Raw genomic sequence first — 16,284 nt, forward strand, 5'->3', positions numbered from 1 at the left:
AACTTAGTTATTCCTTTTAATTATAAATTTTTAACTATTCTTTTTAATAAATTCATTTAAATCAGCATAGAATATACGAGCACTTTCTTTATAACCTTGTAATGTTTGATGTACTAAATCTGGACGAGCAAGGCCTCGTTTACGCCAATCTTTAATAGAATGAGGGCCGCCCATAGCCAGTTGCCAATCCCAAAACAGTGTTTTCTCTGATTTAGCAACTTGTTTTTGGATACTCATTACCTTAGCAAAAGACTTTGGAAAACTCTTTTCATTTAACATCGTATCTGGTGGCGTCATTAATAATATTACCGAATTTGGTAATGATTTGCGAATTTGACGAATATTTTTCACCAAGTTTTTACGATAAGCATTCGCATCTAAGGTTTCATCAAAACTTTCATTTGTACCATATTCAAGAATAATCAAATCACTTTTTGAGGCCGATAATTCATTTAACCAGTTAGAACCCCATTTCTGCCATATTGTCTGTTTGGCGCCATTAGTTGCAATCGAAGAGACAATAACCCCAGATTGTTGGTAACGAGTTAACCATATACCACCGAGTTCAATATCGCTAGTTGCTTTGATAGAAAAAGGTGCTTTAGTGATAAAAGATATTGTCTGCCAGACATTACTTTTGGATGAATAATTAATATCTATTTTTTTATCATTAGCATCATAAATATTCAGCAAATTAGGACTATTTTTTAAAGCTTTAACGGTTAATTGTATTTGCCAATTTTTATTGCCAGCATTTTTAGGCATCAGCTGAATAGTCGCTACATCTTTCGTTGGCTTAGCAATAAATCCTCCCATCGGAAAATCTAAATTACTTAATGTACGGCTACTTAATACATTCCAGTTTTTTGTTTTCCAACTTACCCCGGCATGGCTTTGACCTTTTATCGCAACCGGAGTGACCCAGCCAATCCCTGCATTACCATATTTTTGTTGCATCAATGTTCGAAATTCACCAGTAAAAAAATCGGCCGCTGAGTGAGAATCGCCAAGCTGAGTAATATTCACAACTTGATTACTATTTTTAGACAATGAATTTAAATGTTGGATAAATTGTTTGCTATTGGGATCGCCAAAGTCAACAATACTTGATAGTGTACTTGTTCTACTTTCAGCAACACTGCAACCAACAGAAACAGTGACAATCATTACAGTAAAAATATACTTTAAAAGTTTAATCACTATCATTGTCCTCTAATTGTTTAAAGATAATTTTTTCCATAATAGCCGTGGCTAAAATTTTCTGGCCGGTGGAGGTAAAATGGACGCCATCATCAACCCTTACTTTTATTTTTCCTTTATCGGATTCAACAAAACTTGTAAAGTTCTCATAAGTACAACCTAATAACTGATTAGTAGTTAAAAAATGTTGTTGTACTTTTTCTATTTCAGATTGATACAACATATTTAAATACACCATGCCATCATTGAGTTTTGGTTTACGCATACAAGGTGCAGCTAGCCAAAGGACTTGTACATCATGCTCATAAGCACTATTTAAAATAGCAGCTATACGCAAACGGTATTCTTCTTCCCATATAGGTGATTTGAATTTAACGTATTTAGGGTATCCTTTTACGGGAAAATCCCACGGATCATTAGGCCCTAGAAATACCACAAGTAATTTAATAGAAGGATCGGTAATTAAGTTATCACTAATTGTTTTTGGCCAATTAAAGGCTTTTGGATAAGCAAGTCCCGTACTTTGTTTACTAAGATCAATACTTTCTATTTTATATTGTTTGAATAACATTTTTTTAACATATGGTGCAACGCCTTGCATTAATGAATCACCGGCAAAAAAAACCTTATCATTTTCGGTTAATACTATTGGTAATGGTTCATGAATTAATGGAATATCATGCTTTGGTATCTTAGGTGTTTCAAGGTCAGTTAATAAAGATGCTTGATTGTTTTCTGGTTTATTCGTTTGATTTTTTTTAACAATATCTGGCTGTGGAATAATTAGAATATCTTTAATTAAATGAATATTGGTATCTTCTACATTGTCATCATGATCGATAATTGTTGCTTGTGATCCTAACAAAATTTCATCTATAGCTTCGTCAGAATCTTCTTTTATGAAGTCTTGAGTAACACCTCCTGAATTAAAAAGATCGGAATGATAAGTTTGTTGCCAATAGATTAAAATTGATCTGTGATAAATTGCAATTAATGCAATACCAGTAATAAATAATAGGAAAAAAATTTTTTTTGCAGAAAGCGTATCATGATTATTTAGTAAACAATCTGATTTTTTAAAATTGTTTTTAGTTCTTTTGTTATTATTAGAAGTATTATTTTTTAATACTCTATTTTGCTGTCCATTTTTTCTGGACCTATTTCTTCTATTTTTCGAAAATGTTTTTTTGTATGTCATTTTAATTTTTCATCATAATCAAAAATTAGCATAAATAAAGTTTGGTACACCAGAAGGTGCTAAATAGATTGTTAGCCATAGTATAAAGATAAATAAAACTGGCAGGTAAATACTATTTATTCTACTAAGCTGTACCGTACACCAAGTAGGAATATTTTTACATAATGGATATATAAAAAATATGACACATATACTTATAAATGCCGCCATATAATGTGGTTCGACTGTAAAATTGTGGCATAGTGCATTTAGATAATCTAACGCATCCGCTAAACTCTCACAACAGAAAAATAGCCAAGTAAAACAGATATAGTGCCAAGTTAATAATCGAGCAACAATTGGCGAACGTTCTGTTATCCATCCTCGACCTATATAACGGTCTAAAATATTAAGAAAGGCAATACCTATACCGTGACAAGCGCCCCAAATAATAAAATTAATCCCTGCTCCATGCCATAATCCAGACAGTAACATAGCTAACATCACATTAATTTGAGTGCGAACAAATCCACGACGACTACCACCTAAAGGAATATAAATATAATCTCTAATCCAATGAGATAAACTAATATGCCAGCGATCCCAAAACTCACGTAAATTAGAGGCTAAATAAGGAAAATTGAAGTTAATCGGCAGCCGGAAACCTAATAAAAGCGCAATCCCAGTCACTAAGTCAGTATAACCAGAGAAGTTAAGATAAATTTGCATAGCATAAGCATATAGGCCAACTAATAAATCAATAAAGCTATATTCTAAAGGGTTTGAAAAAATTGGTGTTACCCAATTTTCACTAATTAATCCGCCCAGACAATAAACTTTTATGACTGCTAGAATAATTAATGTAAAAGCTCGGAAAGGTTCTAAAATATCTCTAGGTTGACTTACCGCAATTTGAGGCAGAAACGTTTTTGCTCGATTGATTGGCCCAGCAATTAAACTGGGGAAAAAAGCTAAAAACAAAGCAAAATCCCAAAATCTCGCTACCGGTAATTCTCTCTTTTTAATTGATACCAAATAACTTACTGAATGGAAGGTATAAAATGAAATGCCTATTGGAATAAGAACAGTAACAACAGGTATTAAAATTGATAAGTTTAAATAATTACATAATGACTGTAACTCATATCGAAAAAAATCAAAATATTTAAATAATGCTAAATTGATGATTGAAGCAACCAACCCTAAAATCAACCATCGATTGGCATGATGTTTGGAGGCAGCAATCATCAAGGAAAAGAAATATATCGCACAGGTATAAATAAAAAGAATAACAGCAAACTGTAAACTATAGCTACCAACAATAAGATAACTTGAAATCAAAAGTAATATATTCTGAAATTTTGGTAATAATCTAAAAGCCCAATATATCGCAAAGAAAACCACAAAAATTAGACCAAATTCAATCGATAAATAACTCACTGCAATCCTTTCATCTGTAAATATATCGTTGACCAAAAACTTTATTACTACATTATCACTATATTAATTCTGCTGCTGATAGCTTATTAGTTGCGATTGAGCTAAAACATTATAGATAATCAATTCTTTATTTAATCCAGTCACCGATAACAATAAATTCCTCGCTTTTAACCAAATTTGATACAACGAAGCTATTTCATCATTATTTTTTGTCGCAAGTAGCCTGACTAAAGGCACTTGATCACGATTAATTATGTATCGACCTACTTTTTGTTTGGCTTTTAATGCATCGCTTAGCAATGCACAAAACCAAGTAATTTGCTCAAAAAAACCTTCATGATTAAAAGTTTTCGCTAATTGCCAAAAATTATTTCGTGGTAAGACTTCTGTTAAATTTTCACAAAATGATTTTCTCTGCTGCCATTTTTCAGGTTGTAGTAATGTTGCTGCATTCAGTGGCGCATTTTCGCTCAATAATAATGCAGTGGCAAGTTCATTATCACTGTATAGATGATTGTGTTGCTTTTTTAACCAAACAATAGATTCTTCTAATTTTGGGATAGGCAAAAAATAACAAAAACAACGGCTGTGAATCGTGGGTAAAAATTGGCTATTATGCTCATCACTCAAAATAAAATAGGTATTTTCGGGTGGCTCTTCTAAAGTTTTTAGCAATGCATTAGCTGCCGCCTCGGTCATTGAAGCCGCATGTTTGATCCAAATTATTTTATTACCACCTTGTTGTGATTTTTCATAAACTTTAGTCGAAATATTACGTATTTGATCAATACCAATTGATTGTTTACCTTGCTCATGTGTAATGACGTAATAATCAGGATGATGCTGAGATAAAAACAACTGGCAATTATGACAATTACCACAAGGCTCTAATTGTTGTGAAGATTGACAAATTAATCGATTAATCAGTAGATTTATCAATTCTTCTTCACCACTTCCCTGAATATAATTAATTAACAAGGCATGATGCGCCCGATTATTAACAATCGTATCAGCAAGTTGCTGAAAAGGTAATGCAAGCCAAGGATATTTATTAAAAATCATAAAACTAAAACCTAATTTATTAGCCATGAATTCAAAATAGTTTCAATTTGAGTTGTCACTTCTTCTATAGATTTATTGGCATCAATGGTTACAATAGTATTATCACGTTCAGCTAATTGTAAATAACGCTGACGAATACGCTCAAAGAAAGGTAATGATTGTTGTTCAATGCGATCAAGCTGCCCGCGCGATCTGGCCCGCATTAAACCGAGTTCTGGCGCAATATCTAAGTACAAGGTTAAATCAGGTTTAAAATTACCCAAAACCTGAGCTTGTAATGTTTCAATAAAAACCTGGTCGATCTGTCGCCCACCACCTTGATAAGCTTGAGTTGATAAATCATGTCGATCGCCAATAACCCATTTCCCCATTTTTAATGCCGGTTTAATTACATTATCAACCAATTGAATACGAGCAGCATAAAGCATTAGCAATTCCGCTTTATCAGTTAGCGGCTCATTATCTAAACCATTTTTAATAATATTTCGTAATGCTTCTGCAATTGGAGTACCGCCAGGTTCGCGAGTAAATTGTAAATCACAAATATGATGTTGTTTTAAAATACGAGCAACAGTATTGATGGCTGTTGTTTTGCCTGCACCTTCTAAACCTTCGATGACAATAAATTTACCTGTCATACAAAATTCCTAAATGATTGATAATGAATTTACGATTAATGTTGAGTATTGTACGCTATTTTTAATAATTATTTTAGTTTAACTAAAAAACCTCTATTTCATATTATCTATACATATGATTATTAACTTTTATTTTTATAAATAGCTATCATTAGAGCCTTGTAAAAAATATTGAGGAGTGTATACCATCTACTCACATAAAGGTAGATAATTTAAAACCATTTGGATGTAATTTTATTAGCTAATAAAGTTATATCCCTGTACCTACAGGGAACTCCTTAATTTCCTTTGCTTTAATAATAATGCTGTCGGTATATCCCTGTACCTACAGGGAACTCTCTTATGCCAGAAAAACTAGTGATCTGTATGACGGTATATCCCTGTACCTACAGGGAACTCTATTGGTGTACCATTTTTTGAATAGTACATAGCGGTATATCCCTGTACCTACAGGGAACTCGAGATTATGCGCTCTATCACTCAATTTAAAGCCGGTATATCCCTGTACCTACAGGGAACTCAATGTTTTTGTTGCCGATTTTATTGCGAATTACGGTATATCCCTGTACCTACAGGGAACTCCCGTGTTACGCACTGTTGCGGCTTTTAACTGCGCGGTATATCCCTGTACCTACAGGGAACTCGGAATAACATTTTCAAATAGATAGCCCGCATCCGGTATATCCCTGTACCTACAGGGAACTCAATACCAATATCCATATTTAAATAATCTTGTTCGGTATATCCCTGTACCTACAGGGAACTCGCATGTTTTGTTCTAAAAAATCGTCCAAATATTCGGTATATCCCTGTACCTACAGGGAACTCTACAGAACCTAGTTCATCGGTATCACCCGCAACGGTATATCCCTGTACCTACAGGGAACTCATAGAACATACCTGCATCAAAAGGTGTGCTACCGGTATATCCCTGTACCTACAGGGAACTCTTGACTAGTGAATACTAATCCGTTAAATGCATCGGTATATCCCTGTACCTACAGGGAACTCGGCAATCCTAACTCCTGCGGGTTAAAATCGATCCGGTATATCCCTGTACCTACAGGGAACTCTGCACCCGTTGCATAATGCCAAAAATATGGTGCGGTATATCCCTGTACCTACAGGGAACTCCTGTAGATAAAGCTATAAGCGAAGGAACAACCCGGTATATCCCTGTACCTACAGGGAACTCCCTTTAGGTGTTGATGTGATGATACATTTTGCCGGTATATCCCTGTACCTACAGGGAACTCTGATCAGGTCAGCAGGTTTCGGCATAAATTCACGGTATATCCCTGTACCTACAGGGAACTCAGCCACACTCCATCAAATCTTTTAGGTGCTTTCGGTATATCCCTGTACCTACAGGGAACTCAAACAACGTGATAACCTGATGCCTTTAGTTCTCGGTATATCCCTGTACCTACAGGGAACTCGTACTCCCATTCCTCTGTTGCAAAGTCTAGTCCGGTATATCCCTGTACCTACAGGGAACTCTCATATTTTTATCAAAATAATCACGTTCTCCGCGGTATATCCCTGTACCTACAGGGAACTCCCAAATCAATGATAAAGCAACTCGATACGTTACGGTATATCCCTGTACCTACAGGGAACTCTAAGGCAATGTCAGTCGCATACAAATATGCCGCGGTATATCCCTGTACCTACAGGGAACTCTGGTAGTAATTTTTTTAGAGGAGAGGGGATATCGGTATATCCCTGTACCTACAGGGAACTCTTGCATTGTATGATCTACGAGGTAACAGCTCCCGGTATATCCCTGTACCTACAGGGAACTCTAATAATTCAGACAGGAAAATAACGCTAGGGACGGTATATCCCTGTACCTACAGGGAACTCTCTAAATATAGATATTTGTTTTATATAATATTTTTTAGTTAGTTAAAATCTACCAAATTTTTCTAATTTTTAAAGAACATTAACCTATTGATTTTCAATAGGTAAAAAAGAGACCAACCTTAGTCCATCTAAATCTACCGGAACCCTTCTATTTGCACCATAAGTTTGAAAGTCAAATCCTGACTCAGTATTAGTCGCCCAAGCAAGGACAACATTGCCTTCCTCAGCAAGTTTAGTGATTTGTTGCCATAGCATTTCTCTTATTGGTCTTGATATATCACCGATGTAAACCCCGGCTCTAATTTCAAGTAACCAAATTGCTAAACGACCTCGTAACCTTGGAGGGACATTTTCAGTTACTACAACACACATACTCATTTTTAGCGACTCCTAAAGCCACTGTCAGCTAGAGATTGAGGTTCTGGGATAGCTGGTGGTTGGGCATCATCTGGAGCAGGGGGCGGTTCAATTCCACCAGCAGATAAAACTTCTTCGATAAGCGGAATTAATATTGCTAATGTTTTTTGGCTTCTAAAAATTTCACGGCATGCCACACGAACTTCCCGATCGGGATCTGCATTGTTTTTTGCCGCTATTTCAAAAGCTTTAGGTACAACGGTATCAAATTTAATAATATCAGCAATATCATAAACAAATGAGAGTGGTTTTCCACTATGTACAAACCCGATAGCCGGTGCGTAACCGGCCGCCAAAACAGCTGCTTCGGTGATGCCATATAAGCAAGACGTGGCAGCACTTATACATTGATTAACCGTATCTCCTTTTTGCCAATCTTTGGGATCGTATTTTCTTCCATGCCATTTAACATGATAACGTTTAGCCAGTAATGAATAAGTTTCACGTACTCGCGATCCTTCAATGCCTCGTAACTGTTCAATAGAGCGACGACTCGGTGCCGGTTCACCAAATCGTAACTCAAACATTTTTTTGACCACTTTTAAACGTAAATCATCATCTAAAGCCAATTTAGCTTGATAAAGTAATTTATCTGATCTTGCCCCACCTGGTTGACCCGATGAATACATTCTGACGCCAGCTTCACCGACCCAAACGAGCAAAGTGCCAACCGTTGCCGCTAGTTTGATAGCGGCATGAGAAACTCTAGTTCCGGGTTCTAACATTATGCAAGCTATCGAGCCCACTGGAATATGCGTTCTGATGCCGGTTTTATCAATTAATACAAAGGCTCCATCTAGAACGTCAATTTGTCCATATTGCAAAAAAATCATTGACGTTCTATTTTTTAAAGGAATCGGATTAAGTGGAACATAAACCATAATCGCGCATCCTATTGATAATGTTTTAGCAAAAATAAACCACAACCAAATCCTTTACTTTTGCCAACTCCTTGATAGATGGTATTTAAAAATAAGTCAACATCCGTTACGGTTAACACCCCTTGATAATCAACACTGCTATAAGTAATGGGTTTAAGATTGCTTTTTTTAATAAATTGCTCTTGGGTATAATTAATTACTGTGCAATCAAGTTGTTGATCATTAGTCGATAATGAAAATCCTCTGCTTTCACTTTGTTTAATTAACCAATTTATGGCAGCTTCATTCTGACGAATTTTTATCTCATTAGTATCTAAACCTTGTTGTTTAGCAAGATATTTAGCATTCATCATCACATCACTACGTTTGCCATTTTTAAACACCACTGGATTTGCCCGCAGGGAAAAAATCAATTTCATACCAACGGTTAATTTTGGCTGGTATGGTTTAGTTTCTATTAAAAATAGCTCATGATTGGTTAGTGGTGCTATTTCCGATAACAGATAGTATTGATAGCCTTTGCCAATTCTCTCTTCACGAAATAAAAAGCAACGTTTTTCTTGATTAGGAAAGAGTTGCCATAACCATTGATGAATAGCATAAAGTCCTGAATTTTGCATTTTCTGTTGCATAACATAAGGAAGTCGATTTAATTTTAAAGTAACTCGAGAAAAATACATCTATTCACTCCCTTTCAAATAGCCGGAAAACTGCTGACGATCACTAAATTGCCAACGGTGACGGCTTATTGGTTGATCTTGACGACGCTGAATTTTAATTACCTCAAAGTGATCTTCTTGATTGGTCTGTTGCCAATAATATTCATCAGCAATACCTTTTAATAGTTTATCAATAACCGGATCTTGACGATGACACTCTTGATAGTGTTTATCGGCAAAACTAAAAGCCTCACGCAATGTTCCTTGATACAAAATAGGCGATAACGGTAACGATAAAGGTGAGTTTTTTCTTCCTGCGTATAAGGGAAAAACAGGTTTAAGTAATGCTTGCTGAATTTGTTCTAAACTATAAGGTGCATTCTCAGTCTCAGTCATGACTATTTGATAATAAACGTCATTATAATATTCACGCTGTGATAATAACGTCTCTAGTTCAAGAGGGTTTTGTCGTATTTCATCAAAGCGTGTATACCAGACTTGCTTTTTATTAGCCCGAGGAGCTTGGACGGTATGAAAATCTCGAAACCAACTATTGTTAGCAATAAAAGGACGAATCGCAAAATGATAATGCTGATTAAAATGATCAATCTGATTATCATCACGACGAATGCCGAGTGCAGCCGAAACTAATCCCAATAAAGCAGAGCGAGAGGGAATAATATTGCTGTGGCGAACTTCGCCAACAGCAGGTTCGCCCCAAGAGGTAAATGGGGCATAAATCTGAAAAATAAGATGGTTGATCATCTTGTCCCCCCCTATTTTTGCGCAACAAAATCTAATGCAGCACTAAGGGTTCCTTCTCCAGTTTCACTATTGAGAACATAGCGACTATCAGCACATTGACCATAAACTTTATCAAATTTATCTCGTTGCTCTTCCAAACGACTAATAGCATCATTTACCATATCTTGACTACGAATTGGATTAAAATAAGCTACCGCTAAAGAGCGCGGTTGTTGACTTCCTTTTTCTATTAAAAGATAGGAAGTATATGCTCGTGAAGCGAAACTATTTTGCATCCCTGTTGGTGCAACTTTGGCGGCTGATTCAGTTAAAGCTTTTAAGGTTTTTTCAACCAATGCTTCATCACCATTTAAATTTTCGAGAAGTAAATCACGGCTGATACAGACATAAGTATAAAACAGTGCTGAAGCAAATCCACGTTCACCCAAATGCGCTGAACCAGCATCAACATCATTATTATTTAAATCATCAACAGCAGTAAAAAAATCATCCTCAATGGTCACTGTACTTACGCCTAATGCATGAGAAACTTGGCAGGCAGCTTCAATATTAAATGCCGGGCTATCAGCTAACATTCTGCCAAATAAGGCAATATCAATACTACTATTTTCTTTACGTAATAATTTAACTTCATCATCGCTAGGTTCGCGTTTTTCACTAATTAGTACATCAACTAATTGTTTAATTGCTTGCTGTTCATTGCTACTAATATGTACCAATTGTTCAATTTCTAAATTAGTCAATGGATCTTTTGGTGATTTCTCATTTCTGACTTTACCAAACTGATTCGCTATTTTAATTGCACTTGCTGTAGCTATTTTTTCAGAAACGCCGTTATCAATCATTGCGGTATAGACCCAGTCTCGAGCAAAACGACGTGAACGAACACCAATATGATCACTTAATGATTGATAAAAACAGTCAGAAGTACGCCACGCTCTTTTTAAGCTTTGTGACGAAATACGCAAACGGTCAGTATTTCCCATTTTAGCAGTTTTTGGTCGACCTAAATCATCACGGTTTAAGTTTGAAGGAGCATAAGCGGTTAATAGATGTAATTGAATAAATGTAGTCATGATGATTATTCCTTAGTATTATTTTTAGTTGAAAAATAGTCCATAGCCCAACGAGTAGAAAAGCGTTTAAACGGATTAGTATTAGCTGGCCAATTGTGTTCACGAGCATACCACTCTTGCATCCATAGAAAGATGCCGTCAGCAAGGGAAGTTAGATTAACGCCTTTTTCACCGCGTAACTTAACGGCACGAATTAAACGCTGACAAAATTCTTCTGGGGTTTCACTATTAAGAAGACGTTCAAATCGCAATTTAGATAAATAATTACGTTCTCCGCCCTTTACTTTTTCACTCAGTTGCGCAGCAAATGGTGCCTTATCATTATTTAACTCTGCAAAAACAGCCACATTAACCAATATCTGTAATGCATGATAATGAATATCCGTTTGCGCTAATTTACTGTCGTTATTAAGAAGTTTATTAGCTAAAATCGTATAGCCATCCTGTAGAATTATTAATTCAGACAATGAAACCCGGCGTAATTCAGCACGTAATTTTCGTCCATTGTAATTAATACCATTAAATTTACATTGCCGTTGCTGCAACATAGAAAACCATTCATCGATAATCTTTTTGTGGCTATCATTTAAGATCATCAGCTTTTTTTGGATAGTGTCTGACATGTTGTTCTCCCTACATGCAATCAAGACGTTTTATTAAGTTTAATCTTTTTGATATTTCTAAGTTTGTTAAAATCTTTAAGTAATTTTTCTCTGGTTGTAATTTTTTCGGAACTTATCATCTGTTGATCTGGGTCAGAAAAAGCCGCTTTATCGTAGATTTGAGTAATATATTTTAATAAGGTATTTGTCCAATCTAACAACAGATGAAAACGTCCATTAGGATTCTCTTTTTCTTTGATAAGTTGTTTCACAAATTGGTAAAAAGGCATTTCTGTTTCTTTCCAATAAGCAATATCCACTGAACTGGACTGTTTATTGATAGCTGTCAAGGCTTTACGCTGTAATGATAAAGCGTCTTTGCTAAATTCTAATGCTTGTTCAATCAGCTCTTTAAGATCGCTGTCAGGATCAGCTAATGCAGGATATACTGGAAAAGTGTGTTCATACCAACAGCGTGCCTTCATATTGTCAAAATCGTATCCAAAGCACCAAAGGTGATATTTTTCAGCAGATTTCAATCCTCGATTATAATGAACACCTACCACCTGAGCCGATTGGGTTTCATCATTAGTGCTAACCATGCCTAGCCAATCGCGGTAAATTAACCCACCAGGTTGCCCTTTAATCGCAATGGGTGCATTTGTTTTGCTATCAGTTCGATATGGCGATAAAGGATGGCGCCAGTTTTGGTATTGAACACCATAATTTTTAGTTTGATAATGGCTAATAAGCTCAGACGACTCTTCGCCACAAAGATCACAATGGCCTTGTGTTGTATTTTCAAAATCTAGCTCAATGCGACGAGGCATACCCCAAAATGCTTGACAACAATTAGCTTGTTCAGGAAATACACTTAAATTTTTAGGTGGTTCACTGGTTATGGTTTTGTTTAACCAAGGGAAGACAGTTTCATCATAGCATTGTGGCTTTTCGTCATCATCAAGTGGCACTACATTTAACCATAATTTTTTCCATAATGGTGTTGAGGTGTTTAACTCTGGCATCATTAAAGTGGTAATTGGTCCGCCACCTCGCAAACTCACTCGATGTCCTTGTCCCCCTGATGGGGCATTAGTTTGTAAAGTAAACAGAGCTATAACCGCACAATGAGGACAGATAGCGTTAACAAAATCCCGCTTAATAAAATGGTCGGTATTTTTCTTTAGTGCATTTTCACCCGGTGCTTCAACCAATAAACCTGATATAGGCACTTTATTACCATTTAATGGTGTAAAGTCTTGCATAAAGGCCGGTTTAGCTGCACCAAATTGCATTGCTGGTTTAACTTGTTCAAATGCCTCATCGAGTTGTACTTGAGTTATACCTTCATGCCAATAATCTAACCATTCATCATTATCTTCAGGGGAAAAAGTAGTTTGCAGTAAACCTATAAGGAATTGATAAGCAGCACCTTGAAAGTCAGGTCTAAAATAGGCTAAGTCGGCAATGGTTTCGTCAACTAACTGACTGGGTTTAATTTTACTAATATGACCATCAAAATAAACAACAGGAATCCATTCATGGTCTAACAGTGATAAAGAAGACAATTTATCCCCCTTTTTTTAGTTTAAAATAAGCGAAATATACATTATTTAGCTTATCGGTTTAAGTTTAAATTACTTAAGTCTATATGAAGCCGATTTACTGATTTCAAAGCTTAAAATAAATGATCGAATTTCTTGCTCATTTATTACATTTTATAATTCAATAGTCTATCAATTTTTTGGTAATTGCACTAATTTTGTAGTGTATTACATATTGATAATAATTTTTTAAATGAAATCATAAAAAATTTCTAAACGATTGATAATAAATTTACGATTAATGTTGCGTAATGTACGCTATTTTTAATAATTATTTTAGTTTAGCTAAAAATTAGCTATTAATGATATAGTAAAAATAAACTTTATTATTAAGAAGAGATGATAGAGATCTTATATGCCACAAAACTTTAAAAATTATAATCAAGATCTATTAAAAAAAGTTGTATTAAAGAAAAATATAACAACAATAGTACAGCTTTCAGTGGCACTCTTGTTTATTCTTAATATTCTTTTTACTTTGCGATTACACCAAAGAACTATTATCTTCCTTAAAGTTGAATATGCATTTTTTACTGTAGCCATCCTGCTTAGTTTTCTCCTCGCTTTTTCTAGAAAAAAAATGTTAAAAAAATCATTTTTAGAACGAATTAAACATTACCTTACACGTACTTTTATGATTTTTTCGTTTAATCTCATAATTTTTTTAGTTCTACCAGCAGAGATCATTTATTTCTATCCTACTGAATATAAAACTTATACCACTGAATATAAAATTACCACGCCAGGGCCAAGTAGAGGTAGGCATGGACGTTGTAAACATGGTTTAAAGATTCTTGATAAAGATAACAATTATTACTTTTTTCTATGCATAAATTTAAATGACAAAATCAAATATGGTACTAAAGCTCAAGTAAGAGTCAAAGAAACACCAATAGGCTCATATTTAACTGATTATAAGTTATTTGTTACTAGCAAATAATTTATTAGTTAATCACATTTGCAATGTCATGCAAACCATTTCAACGCACTTTCTGCCTAGTGTTATTACCTTAAAAACCGATATTATGCAGGACTTTAATTTGACGATTTGAATCACTTAATGTTTATAATACAACATTAAACATTCAGCCCTAGAAACGTTAATTACATAATAATGTTACTCACATTGAGAAAGTTATGATTAAGAAGAATAATGATAATTATCCAGCAAATAATGATTTAAATAATAACAATACTGGTACACAGTCCGAGATCACATCGTTACAGACAAAACAGCCGTTGTTTCTGTCAATCATTGATAAATTAACGCCTTTTTCCATGATTTGGGTTAGTTTGGTGTTGATGTATGGTGTTATCTGTATGTATACAAATAGAATGGGACAAGATGAGTTTTATCGTTTTATCTTTTTCTTACAAAGCCCAGTTGTTGTAGTGCTAAACTGTATTGCATTACTACTCGCTTTATTTCATTCACTAAACTGGTTTAGGTTAATGCCAAAGGTTATTTTTAAGCAAAATATTCATAAAAAGAAACAAGGATATTTACTTATTATTGGCTTATGGGGTGTAACAATTTTACTTTCATATTGCTTACTATTATTGATAATTAAATAAGTGGTATTTGATCAATGAAAAATCAACAAACTAAACCAATACAGTCTGACTCAAAAGTGGCCAAAGGATTATTTGCTTTAGGTGGGCTTTGGGCAGCTATTTTCGCACCAGTGGTATTAATCATTGTTGCGTTTATCATTCCTTTTGGTGACGCAATAACGCGTTCATATATTTTAAAGTTAGCCAATACTGAATTAGGTAAATTATTTTTGTGCTTAATGATTTCGCTACCAATTTGGTGTGGATTGCAACAGATTCTAACTTTGTTACATCAATTTAATATCTATCCAAAGCGAGAAAAGCTACTTACGTATGGTTTAGCGTTAGCATGGACAGCTCATGCGATTTATATTTTATTTGTAAGATAAAACTAGAGTGATGTTTATTCATTGGCGTTATCGAGTTCACTTGTGATAACGCCATGTTTAATTGATTAATAATAAGTAATCTGCCGAACTATATTAGTTTGTTTGTTTTTTCTATTTTGTTTTGATTGTGTTGCACTCAACCAATCATTTTTCTCATTAAAAGTTAAAAATTCAGTCATGTAATGAGTTGTATTTTTTCCAACTATTGAATAAGTCGATTGGATTGCATTTAATCGATTTTTATCATCATATTGGTAAGAAAAATCGCTTTCATTTTTAGTTTTATTACTATATTGCGCCGATACCTTTGCTAGATGGCGATTTTGATAACCAAACGCATAAATCGAAGCACCTTTTTGCTCTGTTCCTACTACTTGGCCATTAGCATCCAACTCTTTTAGCTGCCATTGCACATTTTTATTAATTAAACAATTGTTATTATCAAATTGATAACTATCATTCTCAATAAAGGTAAAATCGGGAGCTTGTTTTATCTGTTCAGAAGCAATAACTCTACCTTGTGTATCGATTTTGAACTGAGTAGTACTACTTGTTTTATCCTCAATATCCTCAATCACATTTTGCCAGCCAGATTGGTTTTTTTGTAGATGTTCAGAATAGAGTTTTTCATTGTCACCGGAATAAAGATCGTAATGACTTTCTGTAATCAAACCATTTGGATCATAATTTAAACTATGTTTGACAATTGAACGTATCGTACCAGTATCTGATGTAATGGTTGAAGTTCTCACTTCTTGCTTAATCCCTTTAGCTGTTGAATCAATAAAGTCTAATATTTTAAAAATATAGTTATTTGCCTCAACTTTATTTTGTTCGGGATTATCTGAACACGTCAATGCCATTGCATTTATTGAGATAAATGATAAACATGAAGCGGTTAAAAAACAGAATATATTTTTTTGCATAATGAACCTGTTAACTCGTTTACTAAAC

General features: G+C 34.6%; 16 protein-coding genes and 1 CRISPR repeat array. Of the genes, 3 read left to right on the forward strand and 13 right to left on the reverse strand.

Features of this window, described 5'->3' with window-relative positions; genetic code table 11:
- Window positions 1–30 precede the first annotated feature (30 nt).
- The 12 genes from H3U97_RS11605 to casA all read right to left on the reverse strand — a co-directional run bounded on the left by H3U97_RS11605 (window position 31) and on the right by casA (window position 13,351).
- Complete coding sequence (locus H3U97_RS11605; protein ID WP_198198466.1) at window positions 31–1,200, reverse strand: GDSL-type esterase/lipase family protein; 1,170 nt, start codon at window positions 1,198–1,200, stop codon at window positions 31–33.
- The gene (locus H3U97_RS05580; protein ID WP_081300023.1) at window positions 1,193–2,398 is read right to left on the reverse strand and encodes an SGNH family hydrolase; all 1,206 of its coding nucleotides are present in this window, start codon (window positions 2,396–2,398) and stop codon (window positions 1,193–1,195) included. Before H3U97_RS05580 ends, H3U97_RS11605 begins: the two co-directional genes overlap by 8 nt.
- A gap of 18 nt (window positions 2,399–2,416) precedes the next feature.
- Window positions 2,417–3,817 (reverse strand): MBOAT family protein, encoded by a 1,401-nt coding sequence (locus tag H3U97_RS05585; RefSeq protein ID WP_198198467.1) that lies wholly within the window; start codon window positions 3,815–3,817, stop codon window positions 2,417–2,419.
- A 63-nt stretch (window positions 3,818–3,880) separates the two neighbouring features.
- A complete protein-coding gene (holB, locus tag H3U97_RS05590) occupies window positions 3,881–4,879 on the reverse strand; it encodes a DNA polymerase III subunit delta' (RefSeq protein ID WP_198198468.1) in 999 nt (332 codons plus the stop codon).
- Between the two features lie 11 nt (window positions 4,880–4,890).
- Window positions 4,891–5,517: a dTMP kinase gene (gene tmk / locus H3U97_RS05595; RefSeq protein WP_198198469.1), complete on the reverse strand. Its 627-nt coding sequence runs from the start codon at window positions 5,515–5,517 to the stop codon at window positions 4,891–4,893.
- Between the two features lie 248 nt (window positions 5,518–5,765).
- A CRISPR array of direct repeats spans window positions 5,766–7,383; the repeat unit is 29 nt; unit sequence CGGTATATCCCTGTACCTACAGGGAACTC.
- 84 nt (window positions 7,384–7,467) lie between these two features.
- A complete protein-coding gene (gene cas2e, locus H3U97_RS05600) occupies window positions 7,468–7,761 on the reverse strand; it encodes a type I-E CRISPR-associated endoribonuclease Cas2e (protein ID WP_065577731.1) in 294 nt (97 codons plus the stop codon).
- Window positions 7,762–7,763: 2 nt separating this feature from the next.
- Window positions 7,764–8,681 (reverse strand): type I-E CRISPR-associated endonuclease Cas1e, encoded by a 918-nt coding sequence (gene cas1e, locus H3U97_RS05605; RefSeq protein ID WP_065650815.1) that lies wholly within the window; start codon window positions 8,679–8,681, stop codon window positions 7,764–7,766.
- Between the two features lie 11 nt (window positions 8,682–8,692).
- Window positions 8,693–9,361, reverse strand: coding sequence for a type I-E CRISPR-associated protein Cas6/Cse3/CasE (gene cas6e / locus H3U97_RS05610; RefSeq protein ID WP_198198470.1), 669 nt, complete (start codon window positions 9,359–9,361; stop codon window positions 8,693–8,695).
- Complete coding sequence (cas5e, locus tag H3U97_RS05615; RefSeq protein WP_110453044.1) at window positions 9,362–10,105, reverse strand: type I-E CRISPR-associated protein Cas5/CasD; 744 nt, start codon at window positions 10,103–10,105, stop codon at window positions 9,362–9,364. It lies immediately after the preceding gene.
- Between the two features lie 11 nt (window positions 10,106–10,116).
- Complete coding sequence (gene cas7e / locus H3U97_RS05620; RefSeq protein WP_198198471.1) at window positions 10,117–11,181, reverse strand: type I-E CRISPR-associated protein Cas7/Cse4/CasC; 1,065 nt, start codon at window positions 11,179–11,181, stop codon at window positions 10,117–10,119.
- Window positions 11,182–11,186: 5 nt separating this feature from the next.
- Window positions 11,187–11,804 carry a type I-E CRISPR-associated protein Cse2/CasB gene (gene casB / locus H3U97_RS05625; RefSeq protein WP_065650819.1) on the reverse strand — a complete coding sequence of 206 codons (618 nt, stop codon included), beginning with the start codon at window positions 11,802–11,804 and terminating at the stop codon, window positions 11,187–11,189.
- A 20-nt stretch (window positions 11,805–11,824) separates the two neighbouring features.
- Entirely contained in the window at window positions 11,825–13,351 is a 1,527-nt protein-coding gene (gene casA / locus H3U97_RS05630) for a type I-E CRISPR-associated protein Cse1/CasA (RefSeq protein ID WP_065650820.1), read from the reverse strand.
- A gap of 616 nt (window positions 13,352–13,967) precedes the next feature.
- On the opposite strand from casA, the gene H3U97_RS05635 reads away from it, so the two are divergent.
- The 3 genes from H3U97_RS05635 (at window position 13,968) to frdD (ending at window position 15,330) form a co-directional block, all read left to right on the forward strand.
- Window positions 13,968–14,327: a hypothetical protein gene (locus H3U97_RS05635; RefSeq protein ID WP_131798765.1), complete on the forward strand. Its 360-nt coding sequence runs from the start codon at window positions 13,968–13,970 to the stop codon at window positions 14,325–14,327.
- Between the two features lie 197 nt (window positions 14,328–14,524).
- Window positions 14,525–14,962 (forward strand): hypothetical protein, encoded by a 438-nt coding sequence (locus H3U97_RS05640; protein WP_198198472.1) that lies wholly within the window; start codon window positions 14,525–14,527, stop codon window positions 14,960–14,962.
- Between the two features lie 14 nt (window positions 14,963–14,976).
- Window positions 14,977–15,330, forward strand: a complete 354-nt coding sequence (gene frdD, locus H3U97_RS05645; protein WP_198198473.1) for a fumarate reductase subunit FrdD — start codon at window positions 14,977–14,979, stop codon at window positions 15,328–15,330.
- Window positions 15,331–15,395: 65 nt separating this feature from the next.
- On the opposite strand, the gene H3U97_RS05650 is transcribed toward frdD, so the two are convergent.
- Entirely contained in the window at window positions 15,396–16,256 is an 861-nt protein-coding gene (locus H3U97_RS05650; protein ID WP_198198474.1) for a hypothetical protein, read from the reverse strand.
- Between the last annotated feature and the right edge of the window lie 28 nt (window positions 16,257–16,284).

The sequence above is a fragment of the Gilliamella sp. W8128 genome (genome assembly GCF_016100545.1).
In the GTDB taxonomy this organism is placed as follows: Bacteria; Pseudomonadota; Gammaproteobacteria; order Enterobacterales; family Orbaceae; genus Gilliamella; species Gilliamella apis.

Bases quoted from the DNA above. Each gene is read 5' to 3' on its own strand.
- holB (WP_198198468.1), bottom strand. From the start codon at position 4,879: ATGATTTTTAATAAATATCCTTGGCTTGCATTACCTTTTCAGCAACTT.
- H3U97_RS05650 (WP_198198474.1), bottom strand. From the start codon at position 16,256: ATGCAAAAAAATATATTCTGTTTTTTAACCGCTTCATGTTTATCATTT.
- tmk (WP_198198469.1), bottom strand. From the start codon at position 5,517: ATGACAGGTAAATTTATTGTCATCGAAGGTTTAGAAGGTGCAGGCAAA.
- H3U97_RS05640 (WP_198198472.1), top strand. From the start codon at position 14,525: ATGATTAAGAAGAATAATGATAATTATCCAGCAAATAATGATTTAAAT.
- cas2e (WP_065577731.1), bottom strand. From the start codon at position 7,761: ATGAGTATGTGTGTTGTAGTAACTGAAAATGTCCCTCCAAGGTTACGA.
- frdD (WP_198198473.1), top strand. From the start codon at position 14,977: ATGAAAAATCAACAAACTAAACCAATACAGTCTGACTCAAAAGTGGCC.
- cas7e (WP_198198471.1), bottom strand. From the start codon at position 11,181: ATGACTACATTTATTCAATTACATCTATTAACCGCTTATGCTCCTTCA.
- cas6e (WP_198198470.1), bottom strand. From the start codon at position 9,361: ATGTATTTTTCTCGAGTTACTTTAAAATTAAATCGACTTCCTTATGTT.
- H3U97_RS05580 (WP_081300023.1), bottom strand. From the start codon at position 2,398: ATGACATACAAAAAAACATTTTCGAAAAATAGAAGAAATAGGTCCAGA.
- cas5e (WP_110453044.1), bottom strand. From the start codon at position 10,105: ATGATCAACCATCTTATTTTTCAGATTTATGCCCCATTTACCTCTTGG.
- H3U97_RS05635 (WP_131798765.1), top strand. From the start codon at position 13,968: ATGTTAAAAAAATCATTTTTAGAACGAATTAAACATTACCTTACACGT.
- casB (WP_065650819.1), bottom strand. From the start codon at position 11,804: ATGTCAGACACTATCCAAAAAAAGCTGATGATCTTAAATGATAGCCAC.
- cas1e (WP_065650815.1), bottom strand. From the start codon at position 8,681: ATGGTTTATGTTCCACTTAATCCGATTCCTTTAAAAAATAGAACGTCA.